This window comes from Micromonospora sp. NPDC047730 (assembly GCF_043204765.1).
Taxonomy (GTDB): Bacteria; Actinomycetota; Actinomycetes; order Mycobacteriales; family Micromonosporaceae; genus Micromonospora.
This window is the reverse complement of sequence record NZ_JBIDCU010000016.1, coordinates 138,752-158,011: the sequence shown is the minus strand read 5'-3', so window position 1 is coordinate 158,011 and position 19,260 is coordinate 138,752. Positions and strand designations below refer to the sequence as shown.

Genomic DNA, 19,260 nt, shown 5'->3' with positions numbered 1-19,260 from the left:
GGGTTGTGATCTGGGTGTGCGCTACGCGATCGAACATCCAGAGGCGGTGGCCGCGGTGGTCGGCATCGCCGGTAGGGGTCCCCAGCGTGACCGCACGTGGTCCGAGGCGTACGAAGCCGGTAAGGCCGCGGAGCCCGTTGTCGACATCGACTGGGTGCCCGAAGTGCATGCGGCTCTCAGCGATTCGTTCACCGATTGGATTCATCAATCCGATCTGTGGCGCGGACTGGCCGCCTGCGGCGTGCCGATGCATTTCATCGCAGCCGGCGACGACATCCGCCCGCCGTGGTCACTGGCGCAGCTTGCCGCGCTGGTTCCGCGCGGGAGGTTTTCAACCGTCCCTGGCGTACCGCATGACTTCTGGTACACCCACCCTGAGGTGTGGACCAAGACCGTCACGAACGCCTGCACCGCTTCGTGACCTCCACCCGTAGACATGCTCACATCTCGACATGTCCGCACCACGAGCCGCGGTACGGGCTACCACGCCGTGTAGCGACCGGATCGCGGCTACCTATTGACTGGTGGTACGACCGCAGCCAGGCCAGGCTTGGTCGAGGTGACCGGTGGGGTCGCTCTCATCGCGGCTGCCCACCGCAGGTTGGTGTGGCTCTCATCTGGCGTGCGCCCCGCCGGTCACCGCGGCGGAGAGAGGCTCAAGAGGGGACTGCCCGGCTCAAGGTAGCGCTGCCCTCCCGTCGACGAACACTGTCGGATCGAGGGAGGACACGATGGCCCGGGTCATCATCGGCGTGGACCCGCACAAGCGTTCCGCCACCATCGAAATCATCAACGCTCGAGAGAAGACGCTCGGACAGGGCCGTTTCGGCACCGACCGCGACGGCTATCAGGCGATGCTCGCTGCCGGCCGTAAGCACAAAGACCGCGTTTGGGCGGTCGAGGGCTGCAACGGCATCGGCCGGCACATCGCTCAACGCCTGGTCGCTGACGGCGAGACCGTTGTGGACGTCCCCGCGAAGCTGTCCGCCCGAGCCCGCGTGTTCGCCACCGGCCAGGGCCGCAAGACCGACCCGGTCGATGCCCGCAGCGTCGCCGTGGTCGCCCTGCGCACCGAAGGCCTGCGGCAGGTCGTCACCGACGACACCACGGTCGCGTTACGGCTGCTCGTCGACCGCCGCGACCAGCTCGGCCGGGCCCGCACCGAAGTGGTCTCCCGGCTGCATCACCTGTTACTCGAGTTGGTGCCCGGCGGCGCGAAGAAGGACCTCTCCGCCCAGCAGGCCCGTGCCCTGCTGGGCACCGTGCGCCCACGTGACGTGGTCGGCAAGACCCGCCGCCGGCTGGCCTCCGAACTGATCGGCGAACTCGTCGTCATCGACAAGAAGATCAAAACCGCGAAACAGGAACTCACCGACCTTGTCAACAGCACCGGCAGTCGGTTGATGAGTCTGACCAGCATCGGACCGTCCGGCGCGGCCCGCCTGCTCGGCGACATCGGCGACATCGCCCGGTTCACCAGCCGCGCCCACTTCGCCTCGTGGAACGGCACCGCACCGATCGACGCCTCGTCCGGCGACCAGAACCGGCACCGGCTCTCCAGAGCCGGGAACCGGCGCATCAACCGGGCCCTGCACATCATGGCCATCGTCCAGCTGCGCCGTGACACCGAAGGACGCCGCTACTACCGGCGCAGACTGGCCGCGGGCAAGACCCCGATGGAGGCCCTACGGGCACTGAAACGGCGCCTGTCCGACATCGTCTACCGGCAGCTGGTGGCCGACGCGAAGCTGGTCAAGACGGGCCCGGGAGGACACGCGGGGGCGACTCTGCAATCCAGCGCGGCCGACCCAAACCCCAAGATCGACACTTCGGAAAAGTCACTTCCCGGACCCGCCATACCCCAGCCTAGAACAACCCTCGCCGCAGCCTCTTGACACAGAGGGGTGCCAGATTCGTGCACCTGACCTTGGTGACGGCTGCCGCAGCCGCGTCACCTCGTGTGGCTGGCTCAGTGACGGATCCGGCTGAGCATGATGCCGTGGGCGCGCCTTCTGAGGATCGACGCATGCCGTGGTTGTCGTGGCGTTCAGGCAACTGATGCGCGCAACGGATCTGTCGGATCGATTCCGGCGTCGTCGAATCGTTGTTCCAAGGCCTCGGTGTCGTGCTGCTGACGAAACGCCTTCTCGGCCGCGGTGATCGGCAACAGCCACAACAGCCGGGCATGTCCGTCCGGCAATGCGCATAGCTCCAGGTCCGGGCCGTGTAGGTAGGGCAGGCTGACGAGCAGATGATCGCACGCCGAGCCAGGTAGCCAGGGGCCACCGATCGGCATCGTGTGCCAGTGGTCGAGGTGGTGGGCCGCGTGGTAGTAGGCGACCATGGCGATCAAATCAACCATGGCGGCTTGCCGCTGTTTGGACGTCATCACGAACTCGATTCCGTGGCCGTCGCTGTTGACGGCCGACCAGCAGCCAACGGTGACATACGCCCAAGTGTCGCTGCGAGGCCCAGGACCGATGACCATGATCCGAAAGTCTGGCACCGCTCTGCGGCGTCCGGCCCCGAGGTCATAGTTGACGATCTCCACGTTATGCCCGGTGAAGAAGCGCCGCACGTGCGCCTCGGTTGCCCCCGCAGCCGCTAGCCGCCGTCGCCGCTTCGGTGTCACAGCAGCCGTCTCCTTGCCTTACGTATAGGGCCGCGATGCGCTCTTGGCACGGGCCCATGGCGATCTCCGAGCATCATGCCGGCAGCGAGCGAGTACTCGTCCGTGGGGTGCCGGGACCCATGCAATCGCCGCGGCCACAGGGGCCGCCGTCGCCGAACACGCGGCGTCCGCTCATCGGCATGTTGGTGCGCCGCGGTTCGGAGACCAGCACCCTTTCGCCGACACAGACGGTGACGAGCCCGCCAGCGACCGCGCGCCTTGACAGCGGCATGAGAGTGCACTCCGCGGTTAGCCAGTTGTTGGGATCGTCCGACTCACGGATCCATGAGGCGCTACCGAGGCGATTGGTCACAGCTCGCCGTGGTACCAGGCGTCGACCTCGGCCTTGAGTGCATTCTCGTCCGGTATTGCCGGTCGGGCCTGACCGATCCAGCGGAGCAGATCCCGCGCGAGCCGAGCCACGTCTTCCGGCTGCGCGGTTCTCTGAACGGTGAAGTATGTGACTATCGATCCAGTGAGGGGATCGTCCGCATCGCAGCGTGCGCAGAGGACGTACTTGCTGACGACCGGGACCTGGTTTCCGGATGTGTTCGTCCAGGTGTGGGGAAGGTGCAGGACGGCGAGGACGTTATCGGTGCCACATCGGTGGCACGGCCAGTCGTGGGTCATGGACGACCGATCGCGTCCGCGCCGAGCAGCGCCTTGATGTCACCGTAGAAGGCCGGCCCTGGAGTGACCTGGAAGCGCTTGAGGTTCAACAGCATGCTTTCGGCGCCGTGTCGGTGAAGGCGTAGGTGCACGGGGGTCCGGCCGGAATGGGCGGCCAGGATGTGTTCGAGTTCTCGGATGAGCTGCGGGTTCACTCGGGTTACGTGGATAGAGATGACCAGGGGCGGTTCGGTGTCCGCCTGGGAGACATCGAGGAGGGTGACCTCCTCGCCGTAGATGCTCGTCGTTTCGTCGCGTACGTTGATCCGGCCTCGGACGGAGATGACGCGGTCCTGGGCTAGTGCGTCGCCGTACTGGGTGTAGGTCTTGGGGAAGATCAGGCACTCCACGGCCGCGTCGTGGTCTTCGAGGGTGATGATCGCCCACGGGTAGCCCTGCTTGGTGACCTTGCGTTGCAGGCCGGAGATGATGCCGCTGACCCGGGTCGCCCGGTCCGGCCGCCCGGTGCTGAGCAGATCGGCGATGGTGGTGTCGCGGTTGGCGTCCAGTACGTGTTCGGCGCCGTCGAGCGGGTGGCTGGAGACGTACAGGCCAAGCATCTCGCGTTCGAAGGCGAGGAGGGCGGCCTTGTCCCACTCTCCCTGCGGGATCGCGATCGAGAAGGCGCCGCTCTGGCCCGGCTCGCCGAACAGCGAGTCCTGGCCGTGGGCCTCGTTGCGCTTGACCTCGATGATCGCGTCGACGGCCTGCTCGTGCACGGCGACCAGGGCTTTGCGGTGGTGCCCCAGGCCATCGAACGCGCCGGCCTTGGCCAGTGATTCGATGACGCGCTTGTTGCAGACGATGGCTGGGACCTTGGCGAGGAAGTCGTTGAAATCCGTGTAGGGACCTTCGGTCTCTCGAGTGGTGACGATCGCGTCCACGACGCCGGCTCCGACGTTGCGTATGGCGCCCAGGCCGAAGCGGATGTCGGAGCCCACGGCGGTGAAGTCCAGCTGGCTGGCGTTGACGTCGGGCGGCAGCACGTTGATAGCCAGCCGTCGGCAGTCCGACAGGTAGACGGCCATCTTGTCCTTGTCGTCGCGGACCGAGGTGAGTAGCGCGGCGAGGTACTCCTGGGGGTGGTTGGCCTTGAGGTACGCGGTCCAGTAGGAGACCAGGCCGTACCCCGCGGTGTGCGACTTGTTGAACCCGTAACCGCTGAACGGGACCAGCACGTCCCAGACCGCTTTGATCGCCTCGTCGGAATAGCCGCGTGTGCGCATCCCGGCCGAGAAGCGGTCCCATTCGGCGTCCAGGACCTCCTTCTTCTTCTTGCCCATCGCCCGACGTAGCAGGTCGGCGGCGCCCAGGGAATACCCGGCGAGCTGCTGCGCGATGGCCATGACCTGCTCCTGGAAGACGACCAGGTGGTAGGTGTCACCGAGGATGGGCTCGAGCACCTCCTTGAGTTCCGGGTGGATCGGCTCGACCGACTGCTTGCCGGTCTTGCGCAGGGCGTAGTTGGTGTGGGCGTTCATCTCCATCGGGCCGGGCCGGTACAGCGCGTTGACCGCGGCGATGTCCGTGAACGTGGTGGGCTGCATGAGCTTCAGCAGGACCCGCATACCGCCGCTGTCCAACTGGAAGACCCCGAGCGTGTCACCGCGCGCCAGCAGCTCATAGGTCTCGGCGTCGTCCAGCGGGGCGTCGAGGATGTCGATGTCGATGCCCTTGTTGGCGCGGATGTTAGCGATCGCGTCGCCGATGACGGTGAGGTTTCGCAGGCCGAGGAAGTCCATCTTCAACAGGCCCATGTCTTCAGCTTGAGTGAAGGGGAAGCCGGTGATGACCGGGCCGCCGGCCTTCGGTTTGACCAGCGGGATCACGTCGATCAGGGGCTGGCTGGAGAGGATCACGCCGGCGGCGTGGATGCCGGTGCCCCGAGTGAGGCCCTCCAGGCCAACCGCGGTGTCGATCACCCGTTTGACGTCCGGGTCCTGCTCGTACATCTGGCGCAGCTCGGCCGCCTCGCCGTGGCGGGGATGCCCGGTGTCGTGGATGGCGGCCAGCGGGATCTCCTTGCCGCCATCCGCCGCGGGAAAGGCCTTGGTGATGCGGTCCCCCAGGGCGTACGGCAGACCTAGCACCCGGGACGCGTCCTTGACGGCGGCCTTCGCCTTAATGGTATTGAAGGTGACAATCTGGCAGACCCGGTCCTCGCCGTACTTGCGGGTGACGTAGTCGATCATCTCGTCGCGCCGCTGGTCGTCGAAGTCGAGATCGACGTCGGGCATGGTGACGCGCTCGGGGTTGAGGAAGCGTTCGAAGATCAGCTTGTGTTCGATCGGGTCGAGCTGAGTGATTCCGGTGCAGTAGGCGACGATCGACCCGGTGGCCGAGCCGCGGCCGGGGCCCAGGCCGATGCCGTGCTCGCGGGCGTACCGGCAGATGTCGGCGACCACCAGGAAGTAGCCGGGAAAGCCCATGGCGTCGATAACCGACAGCTCGTAGTCGATGCGGTCCAGCACCTCCCGCGGCGGGTGCTCGCCGTAACGCCGGCGCGCCCCCTGCAGGGTCTCCTTGCGCAGCCAGCTGGACTCGCTCTCGCCCTCTGGGACGGGAAAGCGAGGGGTCAGGTCCCGGCTGGCGAACACCTCTCCGTAGTCGCCGATTCGCTCGGCGATCAGCAGCGTGTTGTCGCAGGCACCGGGTACCTCGTCGTCCCACAGCGCGCGCATCTCTTCGGCGGACTTGAGGTAGTAGCCGCTGCCGCTGAACCGGAAACGGTCGGCGTCTGCGAGCCGTTTGCCGGTGCCGACGCACAGCAGCGCGTCGTGCGCCTGGGCCTGGCTTTCAATGACGTAGTGCGAGTCGTTGGTGGCCAGCGGTGGCAGGTCGAGTTGCTTGCCGAGCTTGAGCAACTCTTCGCGTACCCGGCGCTCGATGGGGAGGCCGTGGTCCATCAACTCCAGGAAGTAGTTGTCCTTGCCGAAGATGTCGCGGTACCGCGCGGCGGCCTTGACGGCCTGGTCGTACTGGCCGAGGCGCAGCCTGGTCTGCACCTCACCGGACGGGCAGCCGGTGGTGGCGATGATGCCCCGGCCGTGCTCGGCGAGCAGGTCGTGGTCCATGCGCGGGTACTTCTGGACGTGGCCTTCCAACCAGGCCCGGGACTGGAGGCGGAACAGGTTGCGCAAGCCCTGAGCATCAGCCGCCCACATCGTCATGTGCGTATACAGGCCCCGCCCGGACACGTCGCCGCCCTCGCCGGTCTCTTCGTCGGACCGGCGCAATGCGAGGTTGTCGCTGTAGTACACGGGCTGCCGATGATGCCGCGAGGTGGGCGCGACGTATGCCTCGATGCCGATGATCGGTTTGATCCCCGCCTTGCAGGCCGTCTGATAGAACTCGTACGCCCCGTGCACGTTGCCGTGGTCACTCATCGCCACGGCCGGCATCCCCCGCCGGGACACCTCCTCCATCAGCAGACCCACCTTGGCAGCCCCGTCGAGCATGCTGTACTCCGTGTGCACATGGAGATGCACGAAGGACCCCACCAGCGACCACACCTCCTGGTTGTAGGATTCGCTGCGCCCGAGTATTCGACCGGAGAGCAGGCGCGATTGTCCAACAGCCAACACACCGACAACTCACAACCTGTGGTTGTGGACCAGGTTGCTGCGGATCTTGATGTCGGCGCGGTCCGCGCCTTCGTCGCGGTCACCGAAAACCGGTACTTCAGCGAGGCCGCCGCCGGGCTGAGCATCAGCCAGCAGGCCGTCTCCAAGCGCATCGCCATGCTGGAGAAGGACCTCGGCGTGGCGCTGTTCAACCGCACTGCTCGAGGCGCCCAGCTCACCGTCGACGGGCAGGCGTTCCTTCCGCACGCCCGCGAGCTTCTCCGAGTAGAAGCACGTGCCGTTGCCTCTGTGCGTCCCGGACGCCGCGCGCTGCGCGTCGACGTGCTCAATCCGCGGATCGGACCCGCAGCGCTCCTGCGCGACTTCCACCGGGCGCACCCTGACACCGAGCTCGATGTCGTGACTCTCGTGGACTCCGACGTCGACGCAGCTATCGCCGCCGTCAGATCTGGAGCAATCGACGCCTCATTCCGGGCTGTCACCGCGCCCGAACAGCAACTCCGGGAAGGCGTCACGGCAGCGCGAGTCTTGGACGATCCCCACCAACTGCTTACCGGACCGACCCACCAACTCGCCGCCGCCCGCGCGGTCACGCCCGCCGACCTCGCCGGACACCGAATCTGGATACCCGGCATCGTCCCCGGAACCGAGTGGGCTGCCTACTACGACGATCTCGCTGCCACGTTCGGGCTCACCATCGAGCGAGTCGGCCCCAACTTCGGCACCGACCACCTCTTGGACGTGCTGGCGGACTCCTCGACCCTGGCCAGCCTCGTCGGTGAGCAGACCCGCCTGCTCTGGCCAGCCCACTACGACCTACGGCGCATCCCAGTCCGCGAACCGACGCCTGTCTACCCGCACTCGCTGATCTGGCACCGCAACAATCCACACCCTGGACTTGCCGCACTCCGCAACTACATCCGCTCCATACAGCGCCAGCACGATGACGCAGGGACTTGGGCACCGAAATGGGCAATGCCGCATGCCTCGCCGTGAGAACTACGGCCGCATCAACCAGCCCAGACACGCAAGCCGGTGCGACAGCGAAGAACGCCAGCGCGACATCGAATATCGCCTTGGCAACCCAAAGCTGATAGGGGCGGCAACGCCGCGGCGACGGCCACCACTTGGACCGGGCCGAGGCGTTGGGATTCACTCTCATCGGCATGTCCGCACCGAGCCGCCGGTACGGGCTGTCGCGCCCCGTAGTGATCGGATCGCGGCTACCGGATGCCGCTGGTGCGCTGGTAGACGGGGCAGCGGAATCGCCCAACCTCCCGGATCAAACAGCCTCGTCGAGGTCGGCCGGGGACTCGCCGGAGTAGGTGGCTAGACCGTGCCGGCGGCCGTGTGGGTGACCGGGCGCCTGGTGTCCACGTTGCCGGTCATGGTGTTGAGGATGCCGGGTAGGTCTGCCACCGTTTCGGCGGGCAGGCCGGTTACCGTTTCCTCCGCCAGAGCGCACCACAGGTGCTTGACCTTGTCGGCCAAAGCTTTGCCGCTGTCAGTGAGTTCGACGATGCTGGCGCGCTTGTCGGAGGGGGCGGGTCTGCGGCGGATGTGACCGGCGGCTTCGAGCTTGCGGGTCATGAGCGTGACGCTGGGCGGCTCGCAGCCGAGGGCCTCGCTGAGCTGGGCCTGGATTCTCGGGCCGGTCCGGTCGAGTTCGAGCAGGAGTGCCTCCTGGCCGGGGTGCAGGCCGAGCGGAGCCAGCAACGCCGCGGCCCTGGCTCTGTGGCGCAGGCTCAGCAGGCGGATGGCCTGGTTGATGGCGTCGGCGCGTTCGAAGTCCACGGGCTCCCCTTGACAGGAAATTAGTTACGCGCATAACGTTATGCGCGTAACTAATTCTACATCGTGGGAGCCGGATATGACCGTGAAGGTCGCCGTCATCTACTACAGCGCGACGGGCACCGTCCACGCACTCGCGCAGGCCGTCGCCGAGGGCGCCGCCTCGGCCGGGACCGAGGTGCGGCTGCGGCGAGTCGCCGAGCTGGCACCCGACAGCGCGATAGACCAGAACCCGCTGTGGCGGCAGCACGCCGATGCCGCCACGTCGATCGCCCAGGCCTCGGTTGAGGACCTGGCGTGGGCCGATGCGTTCGCGTTCGGGACGCCGACCCGGTTCGGCGCGCCAGCCGCACAGCTCAAGCAGTTCATCGACCAGACCGGCGGGCTGTGGCGGGAAGGCAGGCTGGCCGACAAGCCAGTGACAGCCTTCACCTCGGCGTTCAACCGGCACGGCGGCAGCGAGGCCACGATTTTGTCGCTGAGCAACGTGTTTTACCACTGGGGGGCGCTGATCGTTCCGCCCGGATTCACCGATCCGGTCGTGTCCGCCGCCGGCGGCAACCCATACGGCACGTCGTCTGTGACCGGCCCGACCGGAGACGGCCCCGATGCCGCGGCGCTGGAAGCGGCCAGGTACCAGGGACGGCGGTTGGCCCAGATCACGATCCAGATGCTAGGGGACCACGTGGTCGCCGACGCCGCCGCGGGCAACGTGAACAGCCACGGAGCCCTGGCCGAGGCAGCCTCCCGGACCGCGTGAGCGGCGGGTTAGTCGGGAGGAAGTCATGACAACAAGCACCAGCACCGCAACTCAGCGGACCAGGCCGCACACCGGATCCACCTGGTTGCTTCTGGCGCTGGCGTGTGCCTGCCAGTTCATGGTGATCCTGGACGCGTCCATCGTTAACGTCGCCCTGCCTTCGGTCCGCGAGGATCTCGGCTTCACACCCACCGGCCTGGCCTGGGTGGTGAACGGCTACCTGCTTACCTTCGCCGGCTTCATGCTCCTGGGTGGCCGCGCCGCTGACCTGTTCGGCCCGCGCCGGATGCTGGTGGCTGGGCTGCTCTTGTTCTCCGCATCGAGTCTGGTCGGCGGCCTGGCAACCGCTGCGGAGGTCCTGGTGGCGGCCCGCGTCGCGCAGGGCGTGGGAGCCGCGATGATGGCCCCGGCGACGCTGGCCGTGATCAACACCTACTTCACCGAGCCGCAGGCGCGGGCCCGGGCGTTTGGCGCATGGTCCGCCTCAGGCGGTGTGGGCGGGATGGCCGGCGCGCTCGCCGGCGGTGCCATCACCACTGGCCTGTCGTGGCGGTGGATCTTCCTCATCAACGTGCCGATCGGCGCGGTGCTGATCGCAGTGGCCATGATGTCGCTGGCCGGCACACGAACCGGCCGACGGGAATCGCTCGACCTTGCTGGCGCGGTCACGGGGACGGCGGGGCTGGCCGCGCTGGTCTACGGGGTCATGCAGAGCACCGATCATGGCTGGACGTCCGTGCAGGTCGTCGGGCCAGCCGTGGCAGGCCTGCTCCTGCTCGTCGTCTTCACCGTGCTGGAGGCGCGTTTCGCCGCCCAGCCGATGATGCCCCTGCGGCTGTTCAGCATCCGGGGGGTGGCCGTCAGCAACAGCATGCTGCTGCTGTTCGGCGGAATCGCCATCGCGATGTGGTATTTCACGTCGCTACTCCTGCAGAACGTACTCGGCTACAGCGCGCTTCAAGCCGGCCTCGGGCAGACACCCGCGGCGGTGACGTTCGTGGTGATCGCGCGATGGGCCGCCGCCCTGCTGCCACGAGCCGGTGCGCGCCCCCTGGTGCTGGCTGGCTGCGCCTGTTTCCTGGCCGGTTTCGGCTGGCTCGCCCAGGCCCTAGCCGACAGCGGCTACCTCACCAGTGTGCTCGGGCCTACGCTGCTCATCGCGGTCGGCATCGGGCTGACCTTCCCCACCCTCATGGCCGCAGCGACCGCCGACGTTCCCGAGGGCGACGCGGGGATCATCGGCGGCCTAGCCAACACCGCAAGTCAGGTAGGCGGGTCGGTAGGCCTAGCGGTGCTCGCGACGGCCGCCAGCGCCAGAACCGCGACGGAGGGCGGCGGGAATTCCCCGACCGCCGCCCTCGCCGCCGGCTACGGCCTGGTCTTCCTCATGGCGGCCGGGCTCGGCCTGGCGATCGCGGTCATCAGCCTGCTGCTGCCGCGCCGCAGGCGCGGCTGACCACCGGCGACGCCGCGTGCTCACTCGCCGCACCTCTGTGTCCGTCCGCAGGGGTGCGGCGAGCGACCTCACCTGGCGGCGTATTTGAACCGTCCTGTGGGTTTAGTTTCCGATCGCCGCACGCACACTACTTTCGGCAGATCCGGACGCCGTCAGGAGCAGTCCGTCGTCACCCAAAAGTGATTTATTGAGTCTTTCGCATACCGCCGTCGTCTGGCTCAGGAGTTGCTACGCCGCCGGCGGCCATAACACCTGACCTGGCCCCCCGCGCTTGCTCGCCTTCACCTCGGCGAGGTGGAGGCGAGCAAGCCCCAGCGGGGACCACCACCACGTCAGCGCTCCGGGGCGGCGGCAGCCCGCACGGTGAGGGGCTGTCCGGCTGACCCCAGCCGGGTCAAAGGCGGGGCCTGGTTAGCCCTTCACGGTCAGGATCGGCTGAAGTTCGGCGACGGGTCGGGCGACGTCAGCTCGTTGGAGGCTGTTGACGACCGGGCCGACGTCCTTGTAGGCCCACGGCGCTTCCTGCTTGAGGTCGCGGCGCCAGGCGTCGATGATGTCCCGGCGGGCGGCCACGGTCGGGTCGTGGTGGTTGAGCGGGGTGACGACCCGGAACTCGCGGAGGAAGGCGTCCAGTTCGGCGTCGCCGCCGCGGGCCGCCGCGCCGCGGGGAATCCGACGGCCAGCGCCGTGGCAGGCGCTACCCAGCGCGCGGGTTTCGCCGAGCCCGCGGAGCAGGTAGCTGGGTGCGCCCATGGAGCCGGGCACAATTACCGGCTCGCCCCACAGTTCTGGGCCGCGGTGCGGATGGTCGATGATCCCGCCCGCCGGGGTGGCGCCCTTGCGGTGCAAGACAGTGCCGTCGTCTCCGGGCCAGAGCAGGTTGTGCGGCGCATCGTAGATCAGCCGGGAGCCGATCTCGCCGACCACGTCGGCAAGGCCAGCACGCAGCATCAACGCCAGGAAGAACCGGTTGCCGATGGCGAAGTTCGCCGCGTTCGCGAACGCGGTCAGGTACCGCTCCCGCCGCGGCGCGCCGGCTTCGTCAAGCAGCATCGGCAGAATCCGGTTGCGCGGCATCGGTACGCCGCGCGGCCAGGCGGCGCGGGCCTGGTCCTGGCCGGTGGCGTTGGCCTGGTGCCCCAGCGACAGCGAGCCGCTGTGCACCATCAGCACCACCCGGCCTGGTACCAGGCCCCAGGCGTGCGCGGCCGCGCCATCGTGGATGACCGACACGTATTGCAGTTCGGCGAAGTGGTTGCCGCCGCCGACACTGCCGATGATGCTGTCGTAGCTCGTCCCGCCACCGCTGGTGATCCAGTCACGGAACCCGGACGCGGACGCGACCGGGAACCCGGACGCGTGCAGCCGACCGCTGAGATCAGTCGTATCGTCCGGGCGGACCTGTCGCCACGCGCCGTCGGCGTCGGTCGGGACACCACTGTCGAGCAATCCAGGCAGCCCGTCGCGGAGCAGTCCTTCGCGTTGCGTCGCGGTCAGGCCGATGCGGCGCCCGCCTTCGAAGAACAGGTGACGCAGTCTCCGCTCGAGTGTGTCCAGGTGTGGGCGCAGGCGGTCGACGGTGACCTCGGTGACCTCGACCCGCATCCCGCAGTTGATGTCGTTGCCGACCGCCTGCGGGATGAGCGCGCCGACCGTGTGCAGCACGGTGCCGATCGGGATGCCGGCGCCCTTGTGGAAATCCGGGGTGCACACCACCCGGTCGATGCGGGGTTCCACGTCTAGGCCGGGCGTGGCCTTGGCCAACTCCGACAACGTATTGGCGGTGTCCAGCACAGTGAGCAGTTCGTCGATCGCTGCGGATTCCAGCGGCACCTCGGGACCGGCGCAGATCTCCACCGGAACATTCGCGGGGTTGGGCAGGGTGAGCCAGGAGTCGTCGGTGCGGACCAGACGGGGGTCTGGCCGCTGCGGAACGGGCATAAGGGACCTTTCGAATGCTGCCGAAGATAGGGACGGGACACCGCCACGCGATCATGGCCACGTGGGGATCCGGGTCGAGCCCGGACCGTGTCCGCTTGTGCGCCTGACGGTTCAGCAGCCGCGAGGTCGCAATCAGCATAGGCCGCAGAGGGCGCGACCCGCGAACCCATTTCGTCGGCGCTTGGGGCACGCCGCGCAGGGAACAGCGCCCCAGCACCCGTGAAGGGCGAATCGGCAGACGACGCAGAATGGCCACCGCTTGCTCGACGAGACCGGACAGCCGCCGATCCCACCTAATCCGACCGAGCTGTCACGCTCGGTAACCCATGAGGGCTCCCTCGTCGAGCACTCGCCACGATCGAATACGCGCGTCTACCGGTTCTGTCGCGGGCCATTCCGGTTCCCCGTCCACCACGAACCCAGGGCGTTACCACCCAGACGGCGACGACCACCTGGCCCACCAGCGTGCCCTCTGTCGACGTACGGGTTCCGCTACAGCGTCAGGTACGCATTGGTGCACAAGGATCCGCCCGACCCGAGAAGCCGCGTGCCACTGGCCATCGGCCCACCAGCCTCCGTGCCGCCGCCTACGCTCAGTCACCGGCACGTAGTCGGCCGACGCCCGGATCGCGGCAATTGAGGATGTTGGCGTCATCCGCCCGCAATGGGGCGGCGGGAGCATCGAGTTGGCCGAGCCTGAACCGTGGTGAAGACATTCTGCGACGGCGTCAGGTAACGGCATCCGATCGGCAGGCCCGTACGCCAGCCGGCAGATGTGGATGCGGATGCGGCAGTGGTCAAGGGTTGACAAGCTCAAGCCAACTGCGGCAGCCTTGCAGCCGACCACGCGATCGGCGTGGGCACTCTGCATGAGGGAATGACGCCTGTGATCCGGGTAGGCCGAGCGGCCGCCTGAGTGTCGACCACGCGACGGATGACCGTCGCGCGGCTCTATCACGGTTGAGCGGTCCAACGCTTCTTCCGCCCACCGCAGCTTCTCATGCATCGAGGTTTTACGTTGATCATGGATGTCCGCATCCAGCAGTCCGTCGTCGCCAACCTGTCCAACCGACCCGCGCCCGTAGAGGTGGGGCCGTTCGTGATTGGGATGGATCCGACAACGACCAGTCCCAGCATCAACTACGCGACGCCGCGTCCCGGTACTGCCATCACCGCGGCCGACGTCACCGCCCTGGTCGCAGCCTTCCGCGCGGCTGATCGCAAACCCCGCCTGGAGTACGTCACCAGTTGCGCCCCCGGCCTGGAGGCACTTCTGACCGCCACCGGCTTCATCGTGGAAGCCCGGCACACCTACCTGCTCTGCGTGCCCGGCACATTGAAGACACCACCCACGCTCGACCACCTCGATCTACACGAACCAGGCACCAACTCTCAGCGCGCCGCGCTGATCAGCGCGCAGAACGAAGCCTTCGGCGGCGACCCGGTGGCCTCCGAGGCTGACGTAGCTCGGCTTCGGCGCCAGCAGGGCGCCGGCGGCGTGGCCGTCATGGCCGTCACCGACGACGGCACCTGTGCGGGAGGTGGCGGGGCGGCCCCGCCCACCGGCGCGGTAAGCGAGGTCGCCGGCATCGCCGTTCGCACGCCCTACCGCCGCCAGGGACTGGCGGGCGCGATCACCGCCGAAATAACCCGGCGGATGTTCACCACAGGCGCGGAAATCGCCTGGCTGGAGGCCTCCGGCGAGGATTCGTGGCGGGTATATGAGCGCGTCGGCTACCGACCCGCCGGTCAACGGCTCTACGTCGCCTTGAACTGAGGTCCGACAGAACCCGGGCTGAGGTCCACCGACCAAGGCCCGGGCCACCTCTGCGGTTCACCACGGAACACCCGCTGGGATTCGACGTAGATAGCGCAATCTCGCGCTCGTCTCGGTGGAGTACGCCGAGGCGAGCGCGGGAAGGATCATTCTGGAGGGCCTCTGGTGAAACCAGGCACGACTGCCGGCGGTCCAACCTGACATGCGTGCAGTCGTCTCCCTCAGCTCTGTCCTGCTGGGCCTGTTCGTCGGCGCTCTCATGCTGCGTTCCGGCTGGGAGCTGCCGGTGCGAACCTCCTGCTCAGGCGACGTATGCACGTCGCAGTCGTGGGTCGACGTCGACTGGGACCGCGTCAACTGGGAACTGAAGCCGACCAGGATCGCCTGCTTCGAGGCCAACCCGGCCAACCACGATGTCCTGATCGGGCCCGGCGACGAATGCGTACGGTCCCGCGGCGACGTCATCGAACACCAGGCCACCTACGAAGAACTACGTGAAGAGATCCAGCAACGGCGCACCCGGGCACTTGCGTTCGCCGGCGCCGCGGTCGCGCTGCCACCGATCCTCGTCGAGGTGTGGTGGCGGGTTCGCCGCAGGCCGGCACTGACGGCACACTGACTCCACGCTCCTCACCCTGATCGCGGCAAGCGAGTGCGCTTGATCTTGGCGTCGTCATGCTAGTCAAGGCCTGCTGCTGCCATACGGTATGGCGATGCAGAGGTTAGCGTTGTTCGATCTCGACAACACCCTCGTCCAGCGCGATCGGGCATTCGCCGCCTGGGCACAGGAGTTCACCGCAGAGCATGACCTTGACCCCAAGTGGGCCACCTGGCTGATCTTCGCCGACGCACATCACGACGGCCCGATGGACATGTTTTTCGACATCGTCCGCGACGACTGGTCGAGGATCCCCTTCGAGACCTTCGCCCCCTGCCGGTTGGCGCCGTAGAACATTTGCGCCAGGTCCTGGTAGAACTGCGATCGGTCCTTCATCAGGTTGGCGCGCATCTCGTCGAAGACGGCGATGGGTAGGCCCTCGGGGTTGTCCGGCGTCTGCACCATGATCGGCGGCACGGCGGAGATAAGGACGGCTTTGGCGACCCGTCTCGTCCCGTGGCGGCCGATGTAGCGCGCGACCTCACCACCGCCGGTCGAGATCAGTGTGACGTCGGTGAGGCCGAGCGCCTCGATGACCGCCGCGAGGTCGTCTGCGTAGCCGTTCATGTCGTTTCCGCCGGAGGCCTGGCTTGACCGGCCGTGACCACGGCGGTCGTGCGCGACGACCCGGAAACCGTTCTGCATGAGGAGAGCATCTGGCCGTCCCACGCGTCCGCATTCAGCGGCCAGCCGTGGGAGAAAGTGACAACGGGGCCGGCACCCCAGTCCTTGTAATAGATCTCGGTGCCGTCCTTGGCGGTGATGTAGCTCATGCCGCTGTCCTTCCGATTCGTCCCCGTCGGGCATGCCGGCCGGACCGGCCGGTACCGCAGAACCGCCGAAGAGTTGCGAGAGAGGTACAGCAGCTCGCGCCCATGATGTCGGCTTTACCCGATTTTAGGCGGCAGTGCGTAAACCACGGGCCCGGATCGGGCGAACACGGGAAGGACTCCACGAGCCGCGTCAACCGACGCGCAGCGATGCACCCTACCTCGGCCTCTCGACCTGTCCGGGATCAGCGCGGACGTGCTGCACAGAGCTTGTAAGCGGGCAGTCAGGCCGTGTCACAAGATCCGGAACAGGTACGGAATGATCTAGGTCTTGCTCCCCGGTGACCAACCTGTTCTGCCTGGTAGATCCACCCGTCGGCAGCTTCCCGGCAGGGGCGTCTACACCTACCGGCGCGCTAACTCGCGTTCTCCTTGCGAGGGGGAAGCTTCCAGTTCGGCCGGACGTAATGGCACGTGTAACCCGCGGGATTTCGCTCCAGGTAGTCCTGGTGTTCCGGCTCGGCCTCCCAGAAGGGGCCAGCGGGGGTGACCTCGGTGACCACCTTGCCCGGCCACAGGCCGGAGGCGTCAACGTCGGCGATCGTCTCTTCGGCGACCTTTCGCTGCTGCTCGTCGCAATAGAAGATGGCCGACCGGTAGCTGGTTCCCACGTCGTTGCCCTGGCGATTCTTCGTTGTCGGGTCGTGGGCCTGGAAGAAGAACTCGAGAAGCTCTCGGTAGGACAATTTCGCGGGGTCGAAGACGACCTCGACCGCCTCGGCGTGGGATCCATGGTTCCGATACGTCGCGTTCGGCACGTCTCCGCCGGTGTATCCGACCCTGCTGTCGACCACGCCCGGGTGTTTCCGGATGAGGTCTTCCATGCCCCAGAAGCAGCCGCCGGCCAGGATCGCCTTCTCAGTCGTCTCGGTCACCGTCGCTCCCCGTCCGGGTGCTCGAAAATTCTGCGGTACTCGCCGTAGCCTTCACGCTCGAGGTCGTCGCGTGGGATGAACCGAAGCGCCGCCGAGTTCATGCAGTAACGAAGTCCGCCAGTTTCCGGGGGACCGTCGTCGAACACGTGGCCCACGTGGCTGTCCCCGTGCGCCGACCGGACCTCGGTGCCGAACATGCCGTGGCTCGACTCTCGGACCTCGACCACGTTCTCCGATTCGAGCGGCCTGGTGAAGGTCGGCCAGCCGGTGCCGCTGTCGTACTTATTCACGGATGCGAACAGAGGTTCACCGGACACGACGTCGACGTAGATCCCCGGCTCCTCGTTGTCCCAGTAGGCGTTGTCGAAGGCTGGCTCCGTCCCCGCTTCCTGAGTGACTCGGTATTGCTCCGGCGACAGCCGAGAAACTGCCTCGGGGCTCTTGCGGTACTCGTGTGACACCGTTCTTCCCCTCCACAGGTCGGCAAGAACGCTCAACGGGCCTGCACACGCCTCCCCAGTGCGTACCCCGCCTAACCTCGATGATTCGCGCCTGACGCCGGCTCCTTCGGCCCGTCACGTCTGATCGCTGCCTGCCGATGTGGCCTGGTTCCGGGCATGGTGGTGGGGCGTCTGTCGCGGCGGCGGGCGTGGTCTCCTGGGGTCCTCCGGGTTGTTGGGGCGGTGGCTGAGCGGGTCAGCCGGGAGCGGGGATGGCCGTGATCCGGTTGAAGGCGGTGGTGATCTGTTCGGCCCCAGGGCCAGGTGGCGGGGATGCGTAGCCAGCGGCGGCGTTGGCCGTGCACGAGGCGGGCGGCGGTGTGCAGGATCCGGTAGCGCAGCCGTTTCGGTTCGGCCTTGGCCAGGTCGCCGTCGAGGCCGATGAGCTGCAACCAGGCGATGAGGTCGACGGCGATCGCGGTGGCGGTGCACCAGGCGGCGTTGATGGCGAACTCGCGGGAGGGTAGCCGGCGAAGGCCGGTGTCCTTGGCGCAGCGGATCCGGTCCTCGACGCGGGCGTGGGCCCGGTGCCGGGCCTCCAACCACTGCAAGGCTCCTACGGCGGTGTTGGTGACGAACGCGGTGTAGCGCCAGCCGTCGCGGTGCTCGAACAGGGTCAGTTGGGCGCCGGGGTGGGGGCGTTCCCGCCGGATGATGACCCGCATCCCGGGCTGGCCAGCCGGGTAGGTGCAGCAGGCCGGTCAGTTGGGCGACGGCGGCGCCGTCACGCACACCGCCGTCGGCGTCGATCGCCGGCGACCACGCCGAGGCGGGCAGGGCGGTGATGGCGGCGCGTTCGGGTCCGCCGATCGACCAGCCGAGGGAGTACTCGACTCGCCGGCCGCGTTTGTTGTCCTGCTCGTGGAGCCAGTCGAGCACGGCGTGGGTGGCTGCGGCGGAGTCGCCGCGGATGAGCAGGTGCCGGCGGTGCGGTGCGGGGACCTGCGCGATTGCTTGGGTGAGCACGTCGAGGTGATCGGCGGCGGTGTTGGCCCCGGCGTTGCCCGGCCGCAGCGTGATGGCCAGCAGTTCGGCGGTGTTGTCGCAGGTCACCGGGATCGGATGGAACCCATAGCTGTGCTTGTAGGTGGCCGCGGCGCCTTCCTTGTCGCTGTGCGCGATCACGATCGTCGAGTCCACATCCAGCACGACGATCCCGGTGCCGATGTCCCGGCCGGCCGCTCGTGCCGCTGGTGGGCCGCCGAACAGTTGAAACATCCGGGCCCGCACCTTTGCCCTGGCCTTGGCGATGCGCCGCAGCTGCACCACGCCGATCTCGTCCAGGGCCCGCCACACCGTGGTGTCCGAGGCCACCGGCCCAAACACCTCCTGCTGGTGGCGCAGCACGTCGATGTCCGCGATCGCTTCCCCGCCGTCAGCGATCATCACCGCGAGGTCCACCAGCACCCGACCCCGATCATGCACCGGCCACCAGCCGGCCCGGGCCAGCCCCGCCGACAACCCTGCGGTCAACCCGGCCCGATCGGCCAGCAACCGCAACAGCGCCGCACCGACCTGCGAGACCACACCCGAACCGTCCGCGGTGACCCGCAGATCCCTCGACTACGCCGTAAGCTGCACCTCGGAAGTGCCGCCCCCAGAGAGAAACCTGTAGATGTCGCAATCACAAGTTTCCCTTGCAGGGCAGGCACTTCCGCTCATCTACACGCCGACGAAGAGCACATCCCGGCGATCACCATGAATCACCCAGGCTAAGCCTGAGCGTGAGGCATCCGCAATACTTGGCA

General features: G+C 67.4%; 15 protein-coding genes and 1 pseudogene. 7 read left to right on the top strand and 9 right to left on the bottom strand.

Going from position 1 to position 19,260, the window contains the following annotated elements; translation table 11 throughout:
* Positions 1 to 16 precede the first annotated feature (16 nt).
* Positions 17 to 421: an alpha/beta fold hydrolase gene (locus ACGF5G_RS28445; protein ID WP_393268242.1), complete on the top strand. Its 405-nt coding sequence runs from the start codon at positions 17 to 19 to the stop codon at positions 419 to 421.
* A 310-nt stretch (positions 422 to 731) separates the two neighbouring features.
* On the top strand, positions 732 to 1,895 hold the full coding sequence (locus ACGF5G_RS28440) for an IS110 family transposase (protein ID WP_393268239.1): 1,164 nt from the start codon (positions 732 to 734) through the stop codon (positions 1,893 to 1,895).
* Between the two features lie 152 nt (positions 1,896 to 2,047).
* Here ACGF5G_RS28440 and ACGF5G_RS28435 read toward each other — a convergent pair whose 3' ends face one another.
* The 3 genes from ACGF5G_RS28435 to dnaE form a co-directional block, all read right to left on the bottom strand.
* Positions 2,048 to 2,632, bottom strand: a complete 585-nt coding sequence (locus tag ACGF5G_RS28435; protein ID WP_393268237.1) for a suppressor of fused domain protein — start codon at positions 2,630 to 2,632, stop codon at positions 2,048 to 2,050.
* Between the two features lie 348 nt (positions 2,633 to 2,980).
* On the bottom strand, positions 2,981 to 3,301 hold the full coding sequence (locus ACGF5G_RS28430; RefSeq protein ID WP_393268234.1) for a DUF6300 family protein: 321 nt from the start codon (positions 3,299 to 3,301) through the stop codon (positions 2,981 to 2,983).
* The gene (dnaE, locus tag ACGF5G_RS28425) at positions 3,298 to 6,843 is read right to left on the bottom strand and encodes a DNA polymerase III subunit alpha (RefSeq protein WP_393268312.1); all 3,546 of its coding nucleotides are present in this window, start codon (positions 6,841 to 6,843) and stop codon (positions 3,298 to 3,300) included. The genes ACGF5G_RS28430 and dnaE overlap by 4 nt, the downstream gene beginning before the upstream one ends.
* Positions 6,844 to 6,948: 105 nt before the next feature.
* Between dnaE and ACGF5G_RS28420 the strand changes: the two genes are divergently transcribed.
* A complete protein-coding gene (locus ACGF5G_RS28420; RefSeq protein WP_393268232.1) occupies positions 6,949 to 7,920 on the top strand; it encodes a LysR family transcriptional regulator in 972 nt (323 codons plus the stop codon).
* A gap of 333 nt (positions 7,921 to 8,253) precedes the next feature.
* Here the strand turns inward: ACGF5G_RS28420 and ACGF5G_RS28415 are convergent, their stop codons facing one another.
* Complete coding sequence (locus tag ACGF5G_RS28415) at positions 8,254 to 8,718, bottom strand: MarR family winged helix-turn-helix transcriptional regulator (RefSeq protein ID WP_357464056.1); 465 nt, start codon at positions 8,716 to 8,718, stop codon at positions 8,254 to 8,256.
* 76 nt (positions 8,719 to 8,794) lie between these two features.
* Here ACGF5G_RS28415 and wrbA point away from each other — a divergent pair, with 76 nt between their 5' ends.
* Both wrbA and ACGF5G_RS28405 read left to right on the top strand, forming a co-directional pair.
* Positions 8,795 to 9,475, top strand: a complete 681-nt coding sequence (wrbA, locus tag ACGF5G_RS28410) for an NAD(P)H:quinone oxidoreductase (RefSeq protein ID WP_357464053.1) — start codon at positions 8,795 to 8,797, stop codon at positions 9,473 to 9,475.
* A 25-nt stretch (positions 9,476 to 9,500) separates the two neighbouring features.
* Positions 9,501 to 10,931, top strand: coding sequence for an MFS transporter (locus ACGF5G_RS28405; RefSeq protein WP_393268229.1), 1,431 nt, complete (start codon positions 9,501 to 9,503; stop codon positions 10,929 to 10,931).
* Positions 10,932 to 11,342: 411 nt separating this feature from the next.
* Here the strand turns inward: ACGF5G_RS28405 and ACGF5G_RS28400 are convergent, their stop codons facing one another.
* Positions 11,343 to 12,872, bottom strand: coding sequence for an RtcB family protein (locus ACGF5G_RS28400; protein ID WP_393268226.1), 1,530 nt, complete (start codon positions 12,870 to 12,872; stop codon positions 11,343 to 11,345).
* A gap of 1,024 nt (positions 12,873 to 13,896) precedes the next feature.
* Between ACGF5G_RS28400 and ACGF5G_RS28395 the strand changes: the two genes are divergently transcribed.
* Both ACGF5G_RS28395 and ACGF5G_RS28390 read left to right on the top strand, forming a co-directional pair.
* On the top strand, positions 13,897 to 14,649 hold the full coding sequence (locus ACGF5G_RS28395) for a GNAT family N-acetyltransferase (RefSeq protein WP_393268309.1): 753 nt from the start codon (positions 13,897 to 13,899) through the stop codon (positions 14,647 to 14,649).
* A gap of 202 nt (positions 14,650 to 14,851) precedes the next feature.
* Positions 14,852 to 15,268 carry a hypothetical protein gene (locus ACGF5G_RS28390; RefSeq protein ID WP_393268223.1) on the top strand — a complete coding sequence of 139 codons (417 nt, stop codon included), beginning with the start codon at positions 14,852 to 14,854 and terminating at the stop codon, positions 15,266 to 15,268.
* A 234-nt stretch (positions 15,269 to 15,502) separates the two neighbouring features.
* Here the strand turns inward: ACGF5G_RS28390 and ACGF5G_RS28385 are convergent, their stop codons facing one another.
* The 4 genes and pseudogenes from ACGF5G_RS28385 to ACGF5G_RS28370 all read right to left on the bottom strand — a co-directional run.
* Positions 15,503 to 16,114, bottom strand: a complete 612-nt coding sequence (locus tag ACGF5G_RS28385; protein WP_393268221.1) for an alpha/beta fold hydrolase — start codon at positions 16,112 to 16,114, stop codon at positions 15,503 to 15,505.
* A gap of 379 nt (positions 16,115 to 16,493) precedes the next feature.
* A complete protein-coding gene (gene msrA, locus ACGF5G_RS28380) occupies positions 16,494 to 16,961 on the bottom strand; it encodes a peptide-methionine (S)-S-oxide reductase MsrA (RefSeq protein WP_393268306.1) in 468 nt (155 codons plus the stop codon).
* Between the two features lie 47 nt (positions 16,962 to 17,008).
* Positions 17,009 to 17,473 (bottom strand): peptide-methionine (R)-S-oxide reductase MsrB, encoded by a 465-nt coding sequence (gene msrB / locus ACGF5G_RS28375; RefSeq protein ID WP_393268218.1) that lies wholly within the window; start codon positions 17,471 to 17,473, stop codon positions 17,009 to 17,011.
* A gap of 221 nt (positions 17,474 to 17,694) precedes the next feature.
* Positions 17,695 to 19,066, bottom strand: a pseudogene (locus tag ACGF5G_RS28370) (IS1380 family transposase); the annotation flags it as partial.
* Positions 19,067 to 19,260 lie beyond the last annotated feature (194 nt).

Excerpts from the sequence above, each read along its gene's own strand:
- ACGF5G_RS28440 (WP_393268239.1), top strand. The coding sequence starts at position 732 with ATGGCCCGGGTCATCATCGGCGTGGACCCGCACAAGCGTTCCGCCACC.
- ACGF5G_RS28430 (WP_393268234.1), bottom strand. The coding sequence starts at position 3,301 with ATGACCCACGACTGGCCGTGCCACCGATGTGGCACCGATAACGTCCTC.
- wrbA (WP_357464053.1), top strand. The coding sequence starts at position 8,795 with ATGACCGTGAAGGTCGCCGTCATCTACTACAGCGCGACGGGCACCGTC.
- ACGF5G_RS28405 (WP_393268229.1), top strand. The coding sequence starts at position 9,501 with ATGACAACAAGCACCAGCACCGCAACTCAGCGGACCAGGCCGCACACC.
- ACGF5G_RS28400 (WP_393268226.1), bottom strand. The coding sequence starts at position 12,872 with ATGCCCGTTCCGCAGCGGCCAGACCCCCGTCTGGTCCGCACCGACGAC.
- ACGF5G_RS28395 (WP_393268309.1), top strand. The coding sequence starts at position 13,897 with ATGGATGTCCGCATCCAGCAGTCCGTCGTCGCCAACCTGTCCAACCGA.
- ACGF5G_RS28390 (WP_393268223.1), top strand. The coding sequence starts at position 14,852 with ATGCGTGCAGTCGTCTCCCTCAGCTCTGTCCTGCTGGGCCTGTTCGTC.
- ACGF5G_RS28385 (WP_393268221.1), bottom strand. The coding sequence starts at position 16,114 with ATGCCCGACGGGGACGAATCGGAAGGACAGCGGCATGAGCTACATCAC.
- msrA (WP_393268306.1), bottom strand. The coding sequence starts at position 16,961 with ATGGAAGACCTCATCCGGAAACACCCGGGCGTGGTCGACAGCAGGGTC.